This is a genomic window from Lentilactobacillus buchneri, assembly GCF_018314255.1.
Classification (GTDB): domain Bacteria; phylum Bacillota; class Bacilli; order Lactobacillales; family Lactobacillaceae; genus Lentilactobacillus; species Lentilactobacillus buchneri.
Map to the genome: position 1 here is coordinate 1,538,909 of NZ_CP073066.1, position 21,500 is coordinate 1,560,408.

The following is a 21,500-nucleotide window of genomic DNA, read 5'->3' on the forward strand; positions in this document are numbered from 1 at the left end:
CATCATGGTCTGATTCTCTTTGGTTTCCAATCATGTTTATGTCGATCTTTTTCCAAGGAATATCCTGTCATAGGTAGGCAGGAGTTATGGAATTGACAGGTTCCTTCGGCTTTCGAGCTATGCTCCGACGCAACTGATGCTAACTTCTAAAAGGGCTTTGATTAAATCCCCAAAGTCAGGGGTTTTAATCAAAGCCCTCTTAGAAACCGCATCACCCGTTGCTCGTCGCACACTAATTTTTGAAATAATCCGGATACGCATCGACAACCTTTTGCTTTTCCAGCAGCATCAAATGCAAATGCTGGGTAACCAGGAAGCTCAAATCGTCGATATCCTTATTCTTAACGGCATTAAAAATTGCGGTATGTTGGTTGGTTAACGTATCCCAATCCAATTCAGTTTCCTTCAACCGTAGTCGGCGGAATCGGTTGAGCTGGGTGTTATTAATCTGCAGCCAGTTCCAAACCGTATCCTTATCGACGACCTTATAAAAAGCGTGATGAAATTCCTGGTCCAGATCAAAGAAGTTATCCGGCTCATTCTTAAGGGCGGTCTGCTGTTGCTGATCTAAATTTTTCTGAATAGTGGCGATGGCCTCATCAGAAATATTGACAGCGGCGTCCACCATAATCTTGGGCTCAATGCAGCTACGAACAAAGCGGGCATTTTTGGCATCTGCCATATCAATTTTAGTGATGTAGGTGCCACTCTGAGGTATCACTTCGATCAAACCTTCACGTTCAATACGGATGATGGCTTCCCTGACTGGGGTTCGGCCAAGATTTAACTCTTGGGAAATCAGCTTCTCGGAAATCTTCTGTCCCGGTACGTAGTCGAAGTGGATGATGCGATATTTAATTTCATTGTAAGCGTCACTGCGCATATTATCCAACATAATAAGTCTCCTTTAGATATCATCATATTAGCATATTTTGGTGAAAAAGTTAACGAAGATCCTTGAAAAAACTGGGGTATTGACAATCTGATATATCAGAATATAATAAAACCGAAAGCGTATTCAGCGGACTGGTGTACTATTTTGTTTTAAGCCAGCTGGCATACGTTCATGTTTGGCTCACGCAACGCAATACAGGAGGTTTAATTAATGGTAAAAATTACTGACGATTACCTGAACAATCAACAGGGGTTTGCTGACGCTGGAATTAAGGTTCCAACTTATGATATTAAACAAAAAACGGGCGCCACAAAATGGGTTCACTTCGGTGGCGGTAACTTATTCCGAGCTTTCCACGCTGCTATTGCCGATCGATTGCTTGAATCCGGTGATTTGGATGCCGGCGTGGTCGTTGCTGAAACGCATGACAAGGACGTTGTCCAAGACGCCTATAAAAAATTTAACGATAAAATTCTCCGGGTGATTACCCACGAGGATGGTAACTTTGAAAAAGAATTATTTGCTTCAGTTGCCGATGCCTTGTTCTTTGACCAAAGCAATCCCGATGGTTGGAACAAACTATTCAAGATTTTTGAAAATCCTGCTCTTCAGTTGGCGACTTTCTCAATTACTGAAAAAGGGTACAACTTGTGGGACAGCAAGGGTAACTTATTGCCAGCCATCGAAGATGATATCAAGAACGGTCCAGAGGCCCCCAAGAATAACATGGCTTCCCTGACTGCTTTGATGTTTGCCCGCTTTAAAGCCGGCAAATACCCAATGGCCTTACTGAGCACTGATAACTTCTCTCAAAATGGTGAAAAACTCGAAAAAAGTGTTTTGACTATCGCTGAAGGCTGGGAGGAAAACGGGTTGGTGCCTGAAGCCTTCGTTGATTATTTAAAAGACGACCACAAGGTTAGCTTCCCATTGTCAATGATCGACCGAATTACGCCTAATCCTTCAGAAGCCGTTTCAGAAAAGCTCAAGGCTGACGGCTTTGAAGACTATCAAATTTTCCATACGCCTGGCCACACCAATATCGCTGCCTTCACCAACACTGAAGAAGTTCATTATCTGGTGATTGAAGACGACTTTCCAAATGGCCGGCCAGCCTTGGACAAAGTCGCTGGCGTCACCCTGACTGATCGCGACACCGTCAATGATGCCGATGAGATGAAGGTTACCACCTGTTTGAATCCATTGCACACCGCGTTGGCTGTGAACGGCAGCCTGCTTGGCTTTGACTCAATTGCCAAAGAAGTCAGCGATCCAGACATGCTGAACCTGATCAAACAAATTGGTTACGTTGAGGGGCTGCCGGTTGTTAAGGATCCTAAGGTTATCAACCCCAAGACCTTTATCGACCAGTTGGTGAACAAGCGTCTGCCTAACCCATACATTCCGGATATGCCGCAGCGAATCGCTGCCGACACGTCACAGAAGCTGTCAATCCGTTATGGCGTCACCATCCAGCATTACATTGATGATCCCAAACGTGATCCAAAAGACCTCCACTTCATTCCACTCGTTCTCGCAACTTGGTGCCGTTACCTGATGGCCATTGACGACCAAGGCAAACCATTTGAACCAAGCCGCGATCCACTCTTGGCAGAACTCCAACCAAAGGTCCAAGACATTAAGCTCGGCGAAAAGACCGACGTTCATGCCCACTTGAAAGACATCTTATCCAATCAGAAGATCTTCGGTCATGACTTATATGGAATTGGCCTGGGCGACGTTGTGGAAGGCTACTTTACCTCACAAATCAGCGGGGTTGGTGCAGTTCGCAAGACGCTTGAAGACACGTTATCAAAGTACGCTAAACAAATTAACTAAGGAGACAAACCATGTCATTATTGAATGATGATTTCTTATTGACCACGCCAATGGCCAAAAAGCTGTTCCATGATCATGCTGAAAAAATGCCGATCATCGATTTCCATTGTCATTTGGATCCAAAGGAAATCTATGAAAACAAAAATTACAAGAACATCAGTCGAATTTGGATTAACGAAGGCAACTTTGGCGACCATTATAAATGGCGGTTGATGCGCGCAAATGGTGTGCCAGAAGATTTGATTACCGGCGACGGCGATGATTACCAGAAGTTTCTTGCATGGGCCGGCACGATTGAAAAAGCCCTCGGCAACCCACTGTTTGAGTGGACTCATCTCGAACTGCGCCGTTTCTTTGGGATTAATGATGTCTTTAATACCAAGACCGCTCCTGCCATTTGGGAAAAGGCCAATCAGCTGTTAGCCACCGATGATTTTAAACCACGCAATTTGATTAAGCGTTCAAATGTTCAAGTTGTCTGCACGACTGATGACCCCGCTTCTGATTTGAAGTACCACAAGTTGCTCAAAAAAGAAGAAGACCAAAATGGCTTCAAAGTATTGCCGGCAATGCGTCCGGACAAGGCGTTCAACTTGACTGATGACGGTTACGGCGATTATCTTGACCAACTTGCAAAAGTTTCCGGCAAAAAGATTACTTCATTTAAGAGCCTGGTTGGCGCCCTTCGGCAACGGTTCCAGTACTTCGAAAGCCTGGGCGGCCGATTGTCAGACCACGGTCTCAACTTCTTCCACTTTGTAAAAGCTTCAGACGATGAAATGAACGATATCATCGACAAAGCCCGCAATAATAAGCAACTCACCAAGACTGAAATCGACCAGTATCAAACCATGCTGGTTGAAGCCCTGATGCATCTGAACAAAGAATTCAACTGGACGATGCAGTTCCACATGAATGTCATCCGAAACGCTAACAAGCCCATGCTGAAGAGCTTTGGGACTGATGGTGGATTTGACTCCATGGGAACCCAGCCTGATTTGGCCCAGCAATTCATGAAACTCTTGATGGATGCGCAGGAAGAGGACCAAATCCCTAAGATGATCATTTACTCATTGAATCCAAATGACTGGATGGAATTAGCAACCGGAATGGGTGATTTCCAGCAAGACGGCGTTCAAAAGCTGCAGTTGGGAGCTGCCTGGTGGTTTAACGACACCTTCAGCGGGATGAAGAAACAGTTGACGATCATGGCTGAAGAAAGTCTTCTGCCTAACTTCGTCGGCATGCTGACCGATTCGCGGAGTTTCCTGTCATATCCACGTCACGAGTACTTCCGCCGCGTCTTATGTAATGTCATTGGTGAATGGGCTGAACGTGGCCAAGCACCAGATGACGAAGATTACTTGGGCAAAATTGTTGAAGATATTTCATATAATAATGCCCACGATCAGTTCCATTTCTTTGATCGAGATTAACCAAATCGCAGAACTAGTATGTTAGTGCACCAACAATTATGATTTAAAATTAAGGAGAGAACATCATGGAATACAATATCGCAGTTGTTAATTCAAATAGTTTTGGTCAGGTCTTCACAGAGCATTGGAAGGAATTGGAAGGCATTGGGACTGTTAAGCGGTTCATGCTGCCAACCGACATTGACGGTAAATCTTTAGCTGAAAAGCTTCACGGCTTTAACGTCATTATTGCCAGTGTGACCCCGTTCTTTAACAAAGAATTCTTCGATAACAAAGATGAACTTTTGTTAATTTCCCGTCACGGAATCGGCTTTAACAACGTTGATTTACACGCTGCCAAAGAACATGGCACTCAAGTTGCCATCGTCCCACAAAAGGTTGAACGAAATTCCGTTGCTGAAAACGAACTCGCCAATTTGATGGCCTTGGTTCGCCAAGTTGTTCCTTCATCAGAACGCGAACGCGCCGGCCGTTATGAAGACCGTGCCCAATTCATGGGTAACGAATTCAGTGGTAAGACATTTGGTGTGATTGGCTGTGGTAACATCGGCAGCCGAGTTGCTGAATTGTTCAGTATCTTTGGTGGACCAGTCTTAGTCAACGATCCACATCCGGCAACTGAACCGGAATGGTTTACCAACAACAACGTTGAACGCGTTGACCTTGAAACTTTGCTTAGCCGCTGTGATTATATTTCATTGAATGCTTCTCTGGATGACACCAGCCTTCATATGATTAACTCCAAGACCATTAAGAGCCTCAAGAAGGGTGCTTACATTTGTAATAATGCCCGTGGTGCCCTGGTTGAAGAAGACGCCATCAGCGCCGCCATCAAGTCTGGTCAGCTCTCCGGCTACGCTGCCGATGCAATGGAAGTTGAACCGGTTAAGGCAGACCATCCATTCTTGAAGAACGACCGGATCCTGGTTACGCCACATACTTCTGCTTATACTTATGAATGTCTTCACGGCATGGGCGAAAAATGTGTCAGCGATGTTAAGGCAATTGTTGCCGGCAAACGTCCGGGACGTGAGTTGACTCATAACTTGGACGATTAACGCGTTCCGGTTATATAAATGACAACCCGAGAACCTGAAACGGAGAATGTGATGATGGATTATATTATTGGAATTGACGTTGGGACGACCAGCACCAAAGCGCTGATTTATGATACCGACGGCAATATTTATGGCAAGGCCAATAAGGGCTATCCGCTTTATCAAGACACCCCTGATATGGCCGAAGAAGATCCGGATGAGATTTTCAACGCGACGGTTTCTGCCATGCAGGAAGTGGTGGCAAAAGCCAACATAACGGATGGCAAAGTGATTGCCATTTCCTGGTCTGCCCAACAGCACAGCTTGATTGCCTTGGATAAGGACTTTAAGCCGCTGACCAGGTCGTTGACGTGGGCTGACAACCGTTCCCAGAAGTATGCGGCGGAATACAAACAGAATGGCCGCGGGATGGAAATGTACAAACGAACCGGTTTGCCAATCCACCCGATGGGACCTTTCTACAAATTGCTTTATTTTAAAAATGAACGACCGGAAATCTTTGGCCAGGCCGCCTATTGGGTGGGCATCAAAGAATATATCATCTGGAAGTATACCGGGGTGCTCAAAGAAGAAGTCTCAATGGCTGCCGCAACCGGCCTGTTGAACATGAATTCTGCCCAATGGGACGAGGAAGCACTCAAAGAAACCGGCCTCACTGAAAAACAACTGCCTGAGTTGGTTGATACGACTGATAAATTCCAAGGAATTAAGCCAGAGTATGCCAAAGTGATTGGCATTGACAAGGACGTCTATTTTGTCATGGGCGCTACTGATGGCGCATTATCAACGATTGGTGTCGGCGCGATTCAAACCGGCGTCCTGGCAATCAACATCGGGACTTCGGCTGCCGTTCGGACCTTCGTCGACAAACCGCGGGTGGATCCCAAAGCCCGTTTGTACTGCTACCCAGTCATGAAGGGCAAGTATCTGGTTGGCGGCCCGATCAACAATGGTGGCATTGTCCTCAACTGGGCCCATGATTCACTGTTTGGCGGTGAAGTTGAAGCAGCAAAACTGCTGCACATCGACTCTTACGACATGCTTTCAAAGATTGCTGCCACGGTGCCAGCTGGGTCTGATGGCTTAATTTTCCATCCATACCTTGGCGGTGAACGTGCCCCATTATGGGATGCCAATGCCCGCGGGTCGTTCTTCGGCCTTAATCGCAAGCATACCCGCGCCCACATGATTCGTGCGGTTATGGAAGGGATTATGTACAATCTGTACTCAGTTACCTTGGCACTGAAAGAAGTTACCGGCGAACCCAAGGCCGTTCTGGCTGCCGGCGGATTCGCGCGGTCAACTCTTTGGACCCAGATGATGGCCGATATCTTCGAGCACAATATTGTCATTCCTGAATCTTACGAGAGTGGTAGTTTGGCAGCGATGTTTCTTGCCAAAATGGCTTTGGGATTGGAAGACAACCTTGAAGACATTAAGAAGTATATGGGCAAGGAAACCGTGTATGAACCAAACGAGGACGTCTTTAAACGTTATCGAACCCTGATGCCGATTTATCTGCGGCTCAGTCGCGATCTTTCTAAAGAATATGAAGGAATTGCGGAGTATCAACGTGAATTTTCAGATACTGATGAATAATTGGATTGAGGCGCCAATTCGTTTCTGCCGGTTGCGCGAAATGGATTGGCGCTTTTTTGGTTGTGCGATGATTCACCCAATTTGGTAGTGATTTTGGAAAATTAAAATAGCTAATATTGTCACAAACTCCTAACAAATAGTATACTTTTAGTTGTGGTTACGTTTTCATTTCGAATGGAAATATCCAATAAAAACAACGGAGGTACTGATTATGTCCAAAGTTCTGATTGTCAACGCAGGAAGTTCATCATTAAAATTCAAATTGTTTGAAATGCCCCAAGAAAAGGTGCTCGCTGACGGTGAGGTTGAGCGGTTGAACATGCCCGGCTCCAAAGTCAAAATCAAGTATGGCGACGGTGAAGTCTATAAAGCCGAAGAAGATAAGATTGATTACGAGCGTTCGGCGGGGATTATGTTGAACAATCTTAAAGATCTTGGCGTCATCGATCATTTACGGGATATTGACGCAATCGGTAACCGAGTTGTGGCTGGAAGTGACATCTTTGATAAAGTCGTCAAAATCGACGATGATAGTTTGTCACAAATTGTTGAGTTGGGCGATATTGCGCCGATTCATAATCCAGTCGAAGCTGAATACATTGAAATTATCCGCAGAATTTTGCCGGACACTGATCAGTATGCGATTTTTGACAGTGCCTTCTTTAAAGACGTTCCGGAAGTCAATTCGATTTACGGGATTCCCTATGAACTGACCAAGAAATTTACCATTCGTCGCTATGGTGAACATGGGATTAACCATGGTTTCATTACACAAGAAGCTGAAAAGGCGTTGGGCAATGACCACGCTAAATTAGTGACCCTTCATTTGGGCTCAGGGGCTTCTGTTGCTGCTGAAAAAGACGGCAAGTGTTATGACACTTCGATGGGGTTCACGCCGATGAACGGTCTTGTGATGGGGACTCGTTCCGGGGATGTCGACCCAGCCTTGGTACCTTTCTTTATGAAGAAAATGGGTGCCAGTGCTGAAGAAGTCATTGATATGTTCAACAAGCGTTCCGGCCTATTAGGCGTCTCTGGCGTTTCCTCTGATATGCGTGATTTGGAAGACTCTGATGATGACCGTGCCAAATTAGCCTTGGATATGTTTGTCAACCGAACGGTTAAGTATGCCGCCAGCTACATCACTGAACTCGGTGGTGTCGATGCCATCGTCTTCTCTGGTGGGATTGGTGAGCATGACAAATGGGTTCGCGAACAGGTTGTTAAGAAGCTGGAAATTTTCGGCATCAAATTGGACGGCGACCTTAACGAGCAGCAAAAGCCCGGCGACTTGGGCACCAAAGATTCATCAGCCAGAATCCTCTTAATTCCAGCTAATGAAGAGTTGGCAATGGTCCGGGATGTGGCCGCAGCCCTTTAAGACTCATAGATCGGTCGATTGTTTCAAATAAAACAAATGAAATTCTCCTCAAGTTAAAGGAAGTCCTTTAGCCTGAGGAGATTTTTTGGCTTTCAGATCAAAAAAATAAAAATCACGAAAGAAAATTGCGTAATTACTAATTATGGCATGCAAAGCGAGGGGGAACTCAGCATGCGCAACGGTGGCAGATTCTGTTACACCGGGCTGCCTGCTGATACTTTTAAACATTTCGGCAGGTAGTCAACATTTTTTGAGAAAGTAGTGATTTTATTGATTATCAAAAGCCGTCGGTCATGGATTGAACAAATCGTGATGGCGATTTTCTTCCTGATTGTCTACGTCATTGAGATGCTGGCATTTCAACATACGGCACCAATTGTTTTTTCGGTGATCCAACTGGTTTATGGTTTGATCGTCTTTGCCTTCGTGTACGTGGAGGTGGGAACGTATAAGGTAACAACCACCCGGTTGAAATTAACCACTAATTTGAAGGTGTGGTTCGCAATTTTTGCTGCCACGGTGATCGGGATGCTGTTACTGGAAGAGTTGCCAGCGACCGTCGTCACCACTTTGACGACCCGACACGTTGTGGTTAACACTCTGATTGCTCTGACAGCCGGATTCTTTGAAGAAAGTCTGGTCCGAGGATTGGTGTTTTCCGCCTTCCTACAAAACGCCAAGAACCACCGGCGTTCCCTGAAATTCACCAAAGCTGCCATCTATTCCTCGCTGGTGTTTGGCGGCCTGCATATGATGAATATGAGTCAGGACAACATCGAAGGCGTGATTCAGCAAGTCGTTTATACAGTCGTGCTAGGCCTCTTGTTGGTTGTGATTCGCGTGACGACCAATACTTTGATCTGGCCGATTGCCCTGCACTTCTTGATTGATTGGCAACCTGATATTGCTTCGGGCGCAGTACCTGATGCAACGAACTGGTTGGTGATTATCGGCGTCTTTGGTGTCATTCTGGTCGCTAGTGTGATTTACCTCGTAAAATTTGATCGTGAATATGAGAAGCAGCAAGCACAGAGCACAATTGGCTAACAAGTGAATTTTTCCATCAATAAAGAGCTCCAGATAAGGACGGTTTCGTTCTTATCTGGAGCTCTTTGAGTTGTTTGAGAAATGTTTGATTAATGATGGGTCTAGAATTCAACCTTGTACTTAATGCTGTAGGTCTTTTCTTCACCAGCTGGCAAGGTGACATCACCAAAGTCTTCGTGGTTAGGGGTGTCTGGCAAGTTTTGGGCTTCCAAAGCAATTGCCATGTATGGGCCGCCTTTTCCGCGGAGATAGTTGGTGCCGGTTAAATCATCCGGTGTGAAGACAACCAATGCATTGCGCTTGGAACTGATCGAAATGCTGCGGCCACTTTCGGGATCGGATAAGGTTGCGACTGGTTCGTCGTCTTGATGGTCATTGATTTCAAAGACTTCATCATAACTGTGACCAACTTCGGCCTTCATGTCGGCGATACCGACTTTGAGGTTTTGGTTATCGCGGAAGTCGTATGGGGTGTCATCCACGGCGACTTTCTTACCGGTTGGTGTCTTGTCCTTGTTCAATTCAAGGTACTTGTCGGCGTTGATTTGAAGTGATTGGCCGTTGATGCTGTCACCCTCACTCAAGTTGAAGTACATATGCTGGGTTGGGTTGAACAAAGTGTCGGCGTCACTCTTGGCACTGTAAGTAGCGGTTAATTCATTATCGTTATTGAGTGAGAAAGTAATCTTGACGTCGATGTTGCCGGGGAATGAATCCTCAGAAGAGTCGATGTGCTTGGTGAAGACGATGGTGTCACCATCAAATGATCCGTCCCAGATTTGGGTGTTGAACCCGTGGGGGCCACCATGCAAAGTCGTGGTGCCTTCGTTTGAATCAACGTGGTATTCCTGACCCTTGATCTTGAAAGTACCGTTGGTGATTCGGCCGGCGGTTCGACCGATTGCTTGGCAGAAGTATTGATTCTTCATCAATTCTTCACTGCTGGGCACACTGACCAAAATATTGGTTGGTTTGCCGTCAGGTCCGGGAACGTTGAATTCTTCCAGGGTTGCCCCAAAGGTAATTGCTGAAACAGAAACGTTGTGATCGTTGGTAATGGTGAACTTTTCAATGTCTTGACCATCTAACTTATCGAACAATTCTTTCTTGGTATTCATAGCATCTTTCTCCTTACGAAAATAAATTACGGTTGTGAAACCGCTTTTATCTGTATTATAATATGTTTTTGTACGGTGATGCAATACCAATTTTTTAATTTATCCGTATAATTCTATATAAATTTTACTCAAAGTATGATATTTTTATTACTGGAGTATTTTATTTAAATTCGAGAGGTTATATTATGACGACAATTTTGTATGTTTTATCGGGGATTACCGATTTATTAATTATTGCTTTTATCTTTATGGCAATGTATGAATTCGCCAGAAAAGATCAGACGAAGCCCAATCACCATTTTGGTATCTGGGCAATCGTTTGTGTCTTCATTACTTTTGGCTTGTTAATGTTAACGTAGAACACTTATCAATTTGAACGCGGGGGGATCTCATCATGGAAACAAAGTACGTCATGGTCAAGAAGAACATTAAATCACACATCATTAACGGGAAATACAAGATTAACGATAAAATCCCTACCGAGTCCGAGTTGATGGCAATGTATAAGGTCAGCCGCTACACGGTCCGCCGTGCAGTTGGCGACTTGGAGCATGAAGGCTATATTTATCGGGTTCAAGGCGGCGGTATGTATGTAAACGACTGGATCAACAATAAGGTCTCTTCTGACCGATCCAATCAAAACGTCGGCGTGGTCACAACTCACATTGCCAATTATATTTTCCCAAGCATCATCAGCGGCATCGATCAGGTGATCTCTGATGAAGGCTTGTCGATTCTCATTGGGAATACCCATGATGAATATGAAAAAGAACGTCATAACTTATTGAATATGCTGGACAATGATGTGGTTGGCTTCATTATTGAACCAACCAGAAGTACCTTGGACAACCCGAACCTCGACGTCTACCAGATGATTGTCGATTCCGGCAAGCCGGCGGTGTTCATTAACGCCCATTATCCACAATTAAATTTCCCATACGTTGAAACCAACGATACGGATGCCGAAAAGACTTTGGTCGACTATTTGTTGGATCATGGTCATGAACGGGTTTTGGGGGTCTTTCAAGTAGATGATCTCCAAGGCGTCCATCGAATGAACGGTTTCATCAAGTCCTACCAGACCCATCCCAACGTCTCAACTTCGGGCGATATCATGATGTATCGTTCCAGCGATGACATTCATGACGTCTTGGATAAGATCAAGACCCGGGTTCAGGTTGAGATGAATGCCCTGCCGACGGCGATTGTCTGCTATAACGATCAATTGGCCATTGAAGTCATTGGGATGTTAAGCAAAGAAGGCATTCAAGTTCCGGATCAAATCTCGGTTGCGGGATTTGATGATTATCAGATTTCTCAATATATTGATCCAACGCTGACCACGATGGATCATCCAAAACGAAAAATGGGCCACACGGCTGCCCAACTATTATTAGATATGTTGGATGGCAAGGATGGCAGTTCAAAAATTTTAGACTCGGATCTGATTGTTCGAGCCTCCACTAAAAGCATTTAATCCGGCTTTTAGAAAATAAATTCCAAGATCACTTCGCTTGAAAGGAGGTGATGCACGGCGGATTTCCCGTCCGTGTTTTATTTTCCAGAAAAATTTTGTGCTAACAAATAAAATATATCTTGATTTATGCGTATAAATATTTTATACTCTTTTTGTAAGCGATGTCAGAAACCGTTTACAGGTGCGCACAAAGTTTTTGCAATAATTGGTTTAATAAAATACGAATGGGGTGCTCGTTTTGAAAAAGGTCACAAATAATGGCTTTATATATACGTTTGGAGCCTTAGGTGGTTTGCTCTTCGGTTACGATATTGCGTCAGTTTCTGGTGCGATTCTGTTTATTGAAAAGCAACTTCACTTAGGACCATGGCAACAAGGTTGGGTTGTTAGTTCCGTATTAATCGGTGCGATTATCGGTGCTTTGGCAACAAGTAAGTTCTTGGATACTTATGGACGTCGTAAATTATTGATCTGGGCTTCGGTTATCTTCTTCATTGGAGCTTTAACATCAGGATTTGCGCCTGACTTCTGGGTACTTGTTTCTACCCGTGTGGTATTAGGTATTGGTGTTGGTATTACATCAGCATTGATTCCAGCTTACTTGCATGAATTGGCACCAAAGAGCATGCATGGTGCGGTTGCTACAATGTTCCAGCTGATGATTATGATTGGTATCTTGTTGGCATACATCTTGAACTACTCATTTGCTCATCTGTATACCGGCTGGCGTTGGATGTTAGGATTCGCTGCATTGCCTGCCTTCATTCTTTTCTTCGGAGCCCTTTTCCTTCCGGAAAGTCCTCGATTCTTAGTTAAGGTTGGTAAGACTGACGAAGCTCGCGAAGTCCTGATGGACACCAACAAGCATGATGCCAAAGCCGTTGATGTTGCTCTTACTGAAATTGAAGAAACTGCCAAAGCACCAGTTGGCGGCTGGAAAGAATTATTTGGTAAGGGTGTTCGTCCCGCATTGATTACTGGACTTGGCGTTGCCATCTTCCAGCAGGTTATTGGTAGTAACAGTGTTATCTTCTATGCGCCAACCATCTTTACTGATGTTGGCTGGGGAGTTATCGCCGCATTACTTGCCCATATCGGAATCGGTGTTGTTAACGTTATCGTAACTGTTGTTGCTATGTTACTGATGGATAAAGTTGATCGTAAGAAGATGCTTGAGTTTGGTGCTGCAGGAATGGGCCTTTCACTGGTCGTTATGTACGCCGTCCTCAAGTTCGATAATGGATCACACGTTGCCGCTATTGTGAGTGCCTTGGCACTGACCGTTTACATTGCCTTTTATGCAACAACTTGGGCACCAGTTACCTGGGTTCTGATTGGTGAAGTCTTCCCATTGAACATTCGTGGGTTGGGAACATCACTTTGTTCAGCAACCAACTGGGCAGCTGATATGATCGTTTCATTGACCTTCCCAATGATGCTTAGCTCATGGGGCTTGGACAATGCCTTCCTGTTCTACGCAGTTATCTGTGGAATTGCCATTTGGGTATGCCACAGCAAGTTCCTTGAAACTCGTGGTAAGTCACTTGAAGAGATCGAACTTGACCTTCATAAGGCTGCCGGAGAAGACGTTGCGTCAAACGTTACAAAATAGTTAACCAATTTTAGACATTTTGTCTAAAAATAATAAATCATCAAGAGGAGAGAAAACTATGTTACAAGTACCTGATTATGAATTTTGGTTTGTTACTGGTAGTCAACATCTTTACGGAGAAGAACAACTGAAATCCGTTGAAAAAGATGCACGAGACATGGTTGATAAGTTAAATGCTTCTGGCAAATTACCTTACCCAATCGTGTTCAAGATGGTTGCAACCACTGCAGACAGCATCACTCAATTAATGAAAGATGTTAACTACAATGATAAAGTAGCCGGAATTATCACTTGGATGCACACATTCTCACCAGCTAAGAACTGGATCCGTGGTACTAAGTTACTTCAAAAGCCATTACTCCACTTGGCAACTCAATACTTGGATCACATTCCATATGACACCATTGATTTTGACTACATGAACCTTAACCAAAGTGCTCATGGTGACCGTGAATACGGCTTTATCAATGCTCGTCTTCGTAAGAACAACAAGATTGTTTACGGCTACTGGGGTGATCCAGAAGTTCAAGACGAAATTGCTGACTGGGAAAATATTGCTGTCGCTTATGACGAAAGCTTCAAGATCAAGGTTGCCCGCTTCGGTGATAACATGCGTAATGTTGCTGTTACTGAAGGTGACAAAGTTGAAGCCCAAATCCAATTTGGCTGGACTGTTGATTACTACGCACTTGGCGACTTGGTAGAATCAGTTAACGCTGTTTCTGAAAGTGATATTGATGCCAAGTACAAGGAATTACAAGACAAGTACGAATTTGTTCAAGGCGACAATGACAAGGACAAGTACGAGCACTCAGTTCGTTACCAAATCCGTGAATACTTCGGAATCAAGAACTTCTTAGACAAAGGTAACTACTCAGCATTCACAACCAACTTCGAAGACCTTTATGGTTTGGAACAATTACCTGGCCTGGCAGCACAATTGCTCATGGCTGATGGTTATGGCTTCGGTGCTGAAGGTGACTGGAAGACAGCTGCCCTTGACCGCTTAGTTAAAATCATGACTCATAATCAGGCTACTGCATTCATGGAAGACTACACTCTTGAATTACAAAAGGGTCAAGAAGCTATCCTTGGATCACATATGCTTGAAGTTGACCCTGGCATTTCCAGCGACAAGCCACGTGTCGAAGTTCACCCATTGGACATTGGTGGCAAAGCAGATCCTGCACGTTTGGTATTTACCGGCCGTGAAGGTGACGCAATGGATGTTACCATCTCAGACTTTGGTAATGAATACCGCATGATCGGTTACGCTGTTGAAGGTCACAAGGCTCCAAAGCCAACTCCACATCTGCCAGTTGCAAAACAAATGTGGACACCAAAGATGGGCTTGAAGAATGGTGCTACTCAATGGATCCATGATGGTGGTGGACACCACACTGTCTTGACATTCAATGCTACTGAGACACAATTCCAAGACTTAGCTACGATGTTTGGCTTGACGTTTAACGATATCAAGTAGCAGAGTGTGAAGAGCAACGGGTGAGGCGTTTTCTAAGGGTACTTTGATTGAAGTCCCCGGGTTTGGGGCTTTAATTAAAGTGCACTTAGAAGTTAGCCTCAGTTGCTCGGAACATGTTTCAGCACAGTGTGAAGTGAGCCGGGAGATGCGTTTTCTAAGGGTACTTTGATTGAAGTCCCTGGGTTTGGGACTTTAATTAAAGTGCACTTAGAAGTTAGCATCTGGCTCACGGAACACATTTCAGCAGAGTGTGAGCTGGGGGGTTGACAACCGGCTTAGGTGTAGGTTGTTGCCCCAGGGAACACGTTTCGACTAGGTAGCCTAAAACGACCACCCGAGTAACCCCGAGAGATTACTCAACATAAAGTCCAACAACAAAGCCCCCGAGAGGCTTCGGACGGGACTTCATAAAACTAAAATGAGGTTGAGACAAATTTGCGTTTGCCTCGACCTCGTTTTGTACATAGCGCTTATATATAGGAGGAAATTGATGATGTGTAGTGAAAAAGAGAAAATGTTAGCTGGAGAACGGTACCTGAATACGGATGACGAATTGGCAGCGGACCGGCACCGTAACCGATTGCTGGTAGATAAATTTAACCGGGTTGCCCGCCAAGATCCTGAGCAAGGGAGCCAATTGATTAAGCAAATTTTTCATCAAACTGGTGAAAAGGTGGATATTCAATCCCCCTTTCAATGTGATTATGGCTACACTGTTTCAGTCGGGGAGAACTTTTTTGCCAATTACGGTTGTACATTTATCGACGTTGGTAAGATTACAATTGGTAAGAACGCCATGCTGGGACCGAACACTTCGATTTATTCTGTCAATCATCCCCTTGGAGCCAAGGAACGGATCGCCAATTATGAATATCCTGGGAATGTTACAATAGGAGATAATCTCTGGGTTGGCGGCAACACGACAATCGTTCCGGGAGTCACATTAGGAGATAACGTTGTGGTGGCAGCCGGAGCGGTGGTTACAAAATCGTTTGGTGACAACGTCCTAATTGGCGGCAATCCAGCCAGAATCTTAAAACATCTTAATTAATACTGGAGGATTTTGATGAGTAAAGAGAATATTGGCAGTAGAATCAAATTAGCAGACGGTCATACGATGCCCCAAGAAGGACTGGGTGTTTATCGGATGACTGATGAAGATGAATTAATTAAGTCGGTTAAATCCGCATATGATGATGGTTACCGGTTGTTTGATACCGCTCAAATGTACGGCAACGAAGCTGCGGTTGGCAAAGCCATCAAAGACTTGGATGTTGCCCGGGAGGACATTTTTGTCACGACTAAGGTTGCTGAAGAGAATCAAGGATACGATCAGACCATTGCTTCAGTCGAAGAATCATTGAAGAAACTGCAGTTGGATTACGTGGACCTACTACTGGTTCACTGGCCAATTCACACCCACTTCTTTGAAACCTGGCGGGCATTTGAAAGCCTTAAAGAGCAGGGGTTGGTCAAGTCGATTGGCACTAGCAACTACGGCATGCTGCATCTGCAGTATTTGGCAACCAAAGCTAATGAGATGCCAGTCGTCAACCAATTGGAAGTCCACCCATACCTCTCACAGCAGGCTATGATTGATTTCGACCGTGAAAATCACATTGTCACTCAAGCATGGGCACCGTTGGGTCGCGGCCGGATTTTTGATGATCCAGTGATTGTCAGAATTGCCAATCAGCATGGTAAATCAGCCGCCCAGGTCATTTTGCGCTGGCATTTTCAACGTGGTGATTCATTCATTCCCAAGTCAGTTCATCCTGAACGGATCAAGCAGAACGCTGACATCTATGATTTTGAGTTGAGCGAAGATGAAATAAAACAGGTGGATGGGTTGAACCGGAACACTCGGATCAGCCAAGAGCCTGAGATGGTGTATGAGATTGGGCATCAGTATCCGCATCATTAATGATGAAGTCTAAAAAGGCTTTGTTACTGAACTGATTAGCGTTCAGTAACAAAGTCTTTTTGATTGGGATTGTAGAAAGCGACCTGAAGTTCAAAAGTGATGTTCCGTTCCTCGAGCTTGTTTTTTGACAGATTAGCGATATAACTGAATTATGAGTTAGATGCAGTTCTAGCAACATACTTATCTGTTGGGGGAGAATAACATGGAAACGAGTAGCAGGAAGTTATCACAGATTTTGATTGGCTTATTGTTCATTCTAATTGGCGGTATTGCGATCTTTCTCAACATCTTTTCGCTGGGCCCGTTACCAATATCCAAGGGCATGGCCGCTGTTTATTGGCTGATATTTGCCGGTGGAATGAACGTAGTTGGTGGAATTGTTCGCTTGTTTACATATCGCCATTCCGTGTTAATAATTCTTGCGGCAGTGCTATTCGTTGTCAATTTGATTCCCGGTATTCAGCAGGTGATCTCAGGAAATTATTTTTTATTTCCGATCATTGTTGTGCTGCTGGTTCTAGCGATTGCAATCGGGGCAGTTGATTTGTGGGATCGAAACAAATGATCAAAGGGGATACACCAAAAGGGCCTCACATTTGATGCCCTTCTGTTGACTGATAGGGAAAGCAATATTATCTGTACCAGGCAGTTTTGGGCCAGTTTGAATGGAATAATCCACCCGACCATGAAGAGCAATCATGAACTCCTTTATTTTTATGATTGAGTCCGTCACAACGTCCCATGGAATACTCATAACACCCATATTCGGCAAGATGCCAATAACAGTCACTGCCTGCAAAGTCAGCAAGTCCTTTAGCACTTGAGTGACTCCAGTATCGATGGTCAGATTTTGGACCGTTAAATCTATTGCAATGCACGTGGGTTCCAGTAGAAACATGGTCACCAACATTTTGGCCTGGATATGCACCTAATAATGTTCCATTAGGAGTATTTGAATCTCCATTTGCTTCATCCATGTTCTGTATGACATCTGAATAGTCTAGTACTCTTACATTCGGAGAGCTTGATGCAACGCTGGTGCTTGAACTGAGATCTTTATTTGAACTCAGCAAATCAGGTGTTCCTTGCTCAGAATCATTTTGTGGCATGGTCATTTCAACACGAAGTTGATTATTGAGTAATCTGACTGAAATGTTGGGATACTCTAGTGGCAAACTTTGTATATTGCTTAAGGTATCGTTGTCCAAATCCGAAACAGAATATGTAGCTACAAGTATAATTTGTGGGGATGAATCGTCTTCCGAAGATGATGGTGTAGCTCCTAAGGCTGGAGCGGATCCAACGAGTAGAGTTACAAGTGTTGCAAGTGCTAAGAAAAAGCATTTTACCTTGTTGATATATTTCTCCTTTGTTAAGATGTATTTGACCTAAAATTCTAATTTTAAGACCTTATCACCATAAAACAACTTAGATTCTTTGTAAAAAAAGGAAAATTATGAAACGACGACAAGTAGCGATTTTAATTGCAATAGTATATGTCGCAATAGGACTTATACTTGTATGGTAGATTGTAAAATTAATCCGAACGCTGTTCGGACAAAAAAGATCAGCTTCCTTTAAAATGGTGTTTACCACAAACCCATCTTTTAGGAGCTGATCTTTTGTCTAGTATAACCTATTCCGAACGAATTAAAATCGAAACCTTTTGTGAACTAGGGCTGTCCAATATCCAAATGGGCGTTCGGCTGAACCGATCACCGTCAACAATTTCTTATGAATTATCTCGATGTCAACCTTACCAGGCTGAATTAGCACAAACAGATGCCGAATACAAGCGATCACGATGTGGTCGGAAAACTAAGCTGAGCGATGAGTTAAAGCAAAAAATTCTCAACCATTTACGTCTAAGCTGGTCACCAGGAATGATTGCTCACGAATTTAAACTAGCTACTAAATCTATTTATAATTGGCTAAATCAGGGGAGAATTGGTTTCTCCTTGAATGATCTACCTGAACATGGCGTACGCCAACGGCGTAACGTTGACCAACGATCCAAATATAATCAATCTTTGGGGCGATCAATTGAACAGCGTCCCATGATCATTAATCAACGTAATCGCATCGGCGATTTTGAACTAGATACAGTCGTTGGTCCTCGTGGGCATAGTAAGGCAGTTTTATTAACTTTAATCGATCGAAAATCACGGTTCCTTTGGGCATACCGGTTAAAAGATCGGACGACAGCGACTGTTAATGAAGCACTAACTAAGTTCCTAACCACTTTTAATGGTCCGGTGCACAGCTTTACTGTGGACCGTGGCACTGAGTTTAGTGGGCTAGTATCACTTGAATCACAATATGGTATTAAGACCTATTACTGCCATGCTTATACTCCAGCTGAACGTGGTAGTAATGAACGCTTTAATCGGAATTTACGTTATTTTTATCCTAAAGGGACTCGTTTTGAGCACATTAGTGCTCAAGATTTAACGACGACGTTACTCCAAATTAACCAGCGACCGCTTAAAATACTCGACTGGCAAACACCGTATCAGGTTATGCTGACAAATTTGTCCAAAAATTCGGATTAAATTTGCAATCTACCGTATACAATTGTTATTATTTTTTTGCCTTGGATTCCGTTGTTCAATCACAATCTCAGGAACAATTGTCTAGGGAATTTAAAAATAATGGGCATAATTCCACGATACAAATTAGCGTAAAAAGAAGAATCAATGTTAAGCTACGTCAAAGTTACTATCGGACGAAGCGGATCCATATTAAGTTGCTTTCAAATAACCAAGGTTCTGGCGATACTGTCTATTATCTAGCAAAGGTAAACGGCATCAAGGTACAGCTGGAATCCAAAGTTATTTGGAAATTTCCGATACGGACCAAAATAACTGATATATACTGAGCTGTAAATGATGTGACATTCAAAAATGCAAAATATTAGTTTTCTGATGGATCACCCAAGCGCCACATCCAGCACCATCATCAACGTAAACCCAGCCATAATCCCAAAGATCGCCCAGTGAGATTCTTCCTTAGTCCTGGCGTGGGCTTCCGGGATGAGCTCCTTGCAGGCGACGTAGATCATCGCACCGGCCGCAAACGACAGGGCGTACGGCAATAGCGAGTTGACCGAAGCAACCAACAGGGCGCCTAACACCCCGGCGATCGGCTCAACCGCACCACTGGCTTGACCATACATAAAGGCTCGGAACCGACTCATGCCGCCCTGACGGAGTGGAATCGAAACCGCTGCGCCTTCTGGGAAGTTCTGGAGGCCAATCCCAATGGCAACCGTCGTGGCTGCCAGCAGCATTGCCGCCTGTTCGCCATTACCGGCAGCACCGATAGCCCCAAAGGCCACCCCGACTGCCAGACCTTCAGGAATGTTATGCAGGGTAATTGAAAAGACCAGTAGAATCGCCCGCTTAACCGTCGCTCGGGAACTACCCTCGGTTCGAGCGCGTTTTAAATAAATTCCGGGAATGATTTTATCTGCCAGATACAAAAAGAATCCGCCGGCGGCAAAACCAATACCAACGACCAGCCAGGGGATCCGGTCCTGCTGCTCAGCCAAGTTGATGGCTGGATCCAACAGCGACCAAAAAGATGCCGCAATCATCACACCGGCTGCGAACCCATACATCAAGGCCAAAGCGTGACTGCGGATGGTTTTGAAAGCAAATACCAATGCCGACCCCAGTGCCGTGACTGCCCACGTGAATAATGTGGCGAACAGTGCCTGCTGCCAGGGAGCAAAATTCATTAAAGTGTCCATAACGACCTCGCTTTATAAGTAAAGTTCAGTTTCTACCATAAGTATAACAAGAAGCTGGCAGTGAAAGCCAGTCTGGCGGCAGGTTCACATTTCTCAGATTCAAAGTGACTTTTAATGCTAAACCATGATAAGTCCGCTATACTTAGGGTATGTAAAAGCAAATTTTTGAGAAATGGGATGATTTTTTGACGAAGGTTACTGCTTACATGGTCCGTCACGGACAAACATACTTGAACATGTACAACAAGGTTCAAGGTTGGATTGATTCTCCGCTGACTGAAAAGGGAATTCAAGATGCTAAAAGTGCTGGGAAACGACTCTCAAAGATTAATTTTGCCGCTTCCTTTACCAGTGACTCCGGTCGGGCAATCGACACCGGAAAAATTATTTTGAAAGCTAATCCGCATAACATGAATATTGTTAGTTACCAATATCCCGAATTACGAGAACAATTTCACGGTTATTTCGAAGGCAACGATCTCAATCAAATGTGGCAGTTCGTCGGCGCCCAAGTTCAAGAGACCACCGAGAAAGAAGTATTGACCAACTTTGGCTTGGAGCGGGCACGAGACTTGATTCACCGGGCCGACTTGTACAACAATGCTGAAAATAACGCCATGTTCTGGGAGCGCCTCGACCACGGATTCGATAAAATTCGCCAAAACACCCATGACGGCGAGGATATCCTGATCGTCTCCCACGGGATGACGATCCGCTCAATTGTTGACCGTTACGCGCCGAAACTGGATCTGGGTGTCGCCACCAAGAACGGCAGTGTCACCAAGTTGATCATCACTGATGATGACATTGACGTTGAGTACTTCAACAATCTCGGCGAGGTCTAGTTGTTTCTCTTCTATTAATATGATATATTTGTAAG

19 protein-coding genes are annotated in these 21,500 nt (G+C 44.4%); 15 read left to right on the forward strand and 4 right to left on the reverse strand.

What is annotated here, in order from left to right:
- Positions 1-232 precede the first annotated feature (232 nt).
- Positions 233-895: a GntR family transcriptional regulator gene (locus KE627_RS07260; RefSeq protein WP_013728881.1), complete on the reverse strand. Its 663-nt coding sequence runs from the start codon at positions 893-895 to the stop codon at positions 233-235.
- Between the two features lie 210 nt (positions 896-1,105).
- Between KE627_RS07260 and KE627_RS07265 the strand changes: the two genes are divergently transcribed.
- The 6 genes from KE627_RS07265 (at position 1,106) to KE627_RS07290 (ending at position 9,255) form a co-directional block, all read left to right on the forward strand.
- Complete coding sequence (locus KE627_RS07265; protein ID WP_013728880.1) at positions 1,106-2,734, forward strand: mannitol dehydrogenase family protein; 1,629 nt, start codon at positions 1,106-1,108, stop codon at positions 2,732-2,734.
- Between the two features lie 11 nt (positions 2,735-2,745).
- A complete protein-coding gene (gene uxaC, locus KE627_RS07270) occupies positions 2,746-4,170 on the forward strand; it encodes a glucuronate isomerase (RefSeq protein ID WP_056938696.1) in 1,425 nt (474 codons plus the stop codon).
- A 65-nt stretch (positions 4,171-4,235) separates the two neighbouring features.
- Positions 4,236-5,228 carry a D-isomer specific 2-hydroxyacid dehydrogenase family protein gene (locus KE627_RS07275; RefSeq protein ID WP_013728878.1) on the forward strand — a complete coding sequence of 331 codons (993 nt, stop codon included), beginning with the start codon at positions 4,236-4,238 and terminating at the stop codon, positions 5,226-5,228.
- A gap of 54 nt (positions 5,229-5,282) precedes the next feature.
- Positions 5,283-6,827 carry a gluconokinase gene (gntK, locus tag KE627_RS07280; protein ID WP_013728877.1) on the forward strand — a complete coding sequence of 515 codons (1,545 nt, stop codon included), beginning with the start codon at positions 5,283-5,285 and terminating at the stop codon, positions 6,825-6,827.
- A 211-nt stretch (positions 6,828-7,038) separates the two neighbouring features.
- Positions 7,039-8,208 (forward strand): acetate/propionate family kinase, encoded by a 1,170-nt coding sequence (locus KE627_RS07285; protein ID WP_013728876.1) that lies wholly within the window; start codon positions 7,039-7,041, stop codon positions 8,206-8,208.
- A 261-nt stretch (positions 8,209-8,469) separates the two neighbouring features.
- Positions 8,470-9,255, forward strand: a complete 786-nt coding sequence (locus KE627_RS07290) for a CPBP family intramembrane glutamic endopeptidase (RefSeq protein ID WP_013728875.1) — start codon at positions 8,470-8,472, stop codon at positions 9,253-9,255.
- 101 nt (positions 9,256-9,356) lie between these two features.
- On the opposite strand, the gene KE627_RS07295 is transcribed toward KE627_RS07290, so the two are convergent.
- Positions 9,357-10,373, reverse strand: coding sequence for an aldose epimerase family protein (locus KE627_RS07295; protein WP_013728874.1), 1,017 nt, complete (start codon positions 10,371-10,373; stop codon positions 9,357-9,359).
- A gap of 185 nt (positions 10,374-10,558) precedes the next feature.
- Between KE627_RS07295 and KE627_RS07300 the strand changes: the two genes are divergently transcribed.
- The 7 genes from KE627_RS07300 (at position 10,559) to KE627_RS07330 (ending at position 17,434) form a co-directional block, all read left to right on the forward strand.
- The gene (locus KE627_RS07300) at positions 10,559-10,732 is read left to right on the forward strand and encodes a hypothetical protein (protein ID WP_013728873.1); all 174 of its coding nucleotides are present in this window, start codon (positions 10,559-10,561) and stop codon (positions 10,730-10,732) included.
- Between the two features lie 35 nt (positions 10,733-10,767).
- Positions 10,768-11,850, forward strand: a complete 1,083-nt coding sequence (locus KE627_RS07305; protein WP_013728872.1) for a GntR family transcriptional regulator — start codon at positions 10,768-10,770, stop codon at positions 11,848-11,850.
- A gap of 238 nt (positions 11,851-12,088) precedes the next feature.
- On the forward strand, positions 12,089-13,462 hold the full coding sequence (locus tag KE627_RS07310) for a sugar porter family MFS transporter (protein WP_041805764.1): 1,374 nt from the start codon (positions 12,089-12,091) through the stop codon (positions 13,460-13,462).
- Between the two features lie 58 nt (positions 13,463-13,520).
- Positions 13,521-14,945 carry an L-arabinose isomerase gene (gene araA / locus KE627_RS07315; RefSeq protein ID WP_013728870.1) on the forward strand — a complete coding sequence of 475 codons (1,425 nt, stop codon included), beginning with the start codon at positions 13,521-13,523 and terminating at the stop codon, positions 14,943-14,945.
- A 490-nt stretch (positions 14,946-15,435) separates the two neighbouring features.
- The gene (locus KE627_RS07320) at positions 15,436-15,996 is read left to right on the forward strand and encodes a sugar O-acetyltransferase (protein ID WP_041805762.1); all 561 of its coding nucleotides are present in this window, start codon (positions 15,436-15,438) and stop codon (positions 15,994-15,996) included.
- Positions 15,997-16,011: 15 nt separating this feature from the next.
- A complete protein-coding gene (locus KE627_RS07325; protein WP_013728868.1) occupies positions 16,012-16,869 on the forward strand; it encodes an aldo/keto reductase in 858 nt (285 codons plus the stop codon).
- Positions 16,870-17,071: 202 nt separating this feature from the next.
- Positions 17,072-17,434, forward strand: a complete 363-nt coding sequence (locus tag KE627_RS07330; RefSeq protein ID WP_013728867.1) for a hypothetical protein — start codon at positions 17,072-17,074, stop codon at positions 17,432-17,434.
- 67 nt (positions 17,435-17,501) lie between these two features.
- On the opposite strand, the gene KE627_RS07335 is transcribed toward KE627_RS07330, so the two are convergent.
- Positions 17,502-18,077 (reverse strand): hypothetical protein, encoded by a 576-nt coding sequence (locus KE627_RS07335; RefSeq protein ID WP_136861078.1) that lies wholly within the window; start codon positions 18,075-18,077, stop codon positions 17,502-17,504.
- A 414-nt stretch (positions 18,078-18,491) separates the two neighbouring features.
- Here KE627_RS07335 and KE627_RS07340 point away from each other — a divergent pair, with 414 nt between their 5' ends.
- Positions 18,492-19,421 carry an IS30-like element ISLpl1 family transposase gene (locus KE627_RS07340; protein WP_068479136.1) on the forward strand — a complete coding sequence of 310 codons (930 nt, stop codon included), beginning with the start codon at positions 18,492-18,494 and terminating at the stop codon, positions 19,419-19,421.
- Between the two features lie 377 nt (positions 19,422-19,798).
- Here KE627_RS07340 and KE627_RS07345 read toward each other — a convergent pair whose 3' ends face one another.
- Entirely contained in the window at positions 19,799-20,620 is an 822-nt protein-coding gene (locus tag KE627_RS07345; protein WP_013728864.1) for a ZIP family metal transporter, read from the reverse strand.
- 185 nt (positions 20,621-20,805) lie between these two features.
- On the opposite strand from KE627_RS07345, the gene KE627_RS07350 reads away from it, so the two are divergent.
- Positions 20,806-21,465 (forward strand): histidine phosphatase family protein, encoded by a 660-nt coding sequence (locus tag KE627_RS07350; protein ID WP_013728863.1) that lies wholly within the window; start codon positions 20,806-20,808, stop codon positions 21,463-21,465.
- Positions 21,466-21,500 lie beyond the last annotated feature (35 nt).